We start from the raw sequence: 1,232 nt of genomic DNA on the forward strand, positions 1-1,232 counted from the left end.
ACGGTGTCAATCCACAGCTTCGGTGATACGTTTAGCCCCGGTACATTTTCGGCGCAGAGTCACTCGACCAGTGAGCTATTACGCACTCTTTAAATGGTGGCTGCTTCTAAGCCAACATCCTGGTTGTCTAAGCAACTCCACATCCTTTTCCACTTAACGTATACTTTGGGACCTTAGCTGGTGGTCTGGGCTGTTTCCCTTTTGACTACGGATCTTATCACTCGCAGTCTGACTCCCACGGATAAGTCTTTGGCATTCGGAGTTTGTCTGAATTCGGTAACCCGATGAGGGCCCCTAGTCCAAACAGTGCTCTACCTCCAAGACTCTTACTACGTGAGGCTAGCCCTAAAGCTATTTCGGAGAGAACCAGCTATCTCCAAGTTCGATTGGAATTTCTCCGCTACCCACACCTCATCCCCGCACTTTTCAACGTGCGTGGGTTCGGGCCTCCATCCAGTGTTACCTGGACTTCACCCTGGACATGGGTAGATCACCTGGTTTCGGGTCTACGACTACATACTCATTCGCCCTATTCAGACTCGCTTTCGCTGCGGCTCCGTCTTTTCAACTTAACCTTGCATGTAATCGTAACTCGCCGGTTCATTCTACAAAAGGCACGCCATCACCCATGAACGGGCTCTGACTACTTGTAGGCACACGGTTTCAGGAACTATTTCACTCCCCTTCCGGGGTGCTTTTCACCTTTCCCTCACGGTACTGGTTCACTATCGGTCACTAGGGAGTATTTAGCCTTGGGAGATGGTCCTCCCTGCTTCCGACCGGATTTCACGTGTCCGGCCGTACTCAGGATCCACTCAGGAGGGAACGAAGTTTCAACTACAGGGCTTTTACCTTCTATGGCAGACCTTTCCAGGTCGCTTCATTTACCCCGTTCCTTTGTAACTCCATGTTGAGTGTCCTACAACCCCAAGAGGCAAGCCTCTTGGTTTGGGCTATGTCCCGTTTCGCTCGCCGCTACTCAGGGAATCGCGTTTGCTTTCTCTTCCTCCGGGTACTTAGATGTTTCAGTTCCCCGGGTATGCCTTCAGTACCCTATGTATTCAGGTAAAGATACTGCTCCATTACGAACAGTGGGTTCCCCCATTCGGAAATCTCCGGATCAAAGCTTACTTACAGCTCCCCGAAGCATATCGGTGTTAGTCCCGTCCTTCATCGGCTCCTAGTGCCAAGGCATTCACCGTGCGCCCTTTCTAACTTAACCTAAAAGGTTT

General features: G+C 50.8%; 1 rRNA gene. It reads right to left on the reverse strand.

Features of this window, described 5'->3' with window-relative positions:
- Nucleotides 1–1,222: ribosomal RNA gene (locus M5A78_RS24520) — 23S ribosomal RNA — on the reverse strand; the annotation flags it as partial.
- Between the last annotated feature and the right edge of the window lie 10 nt (nucleotides 1,223–1,232).

Source organism: Neobacillus rhizosphaerae (genome assembly GCF_937468385.1).
GTDB lineage: Bacteria > Bacillota > Bacilli > Bacillales > Cytobacillaceae > Neobacillus > Neobacillus rhizosphaerae.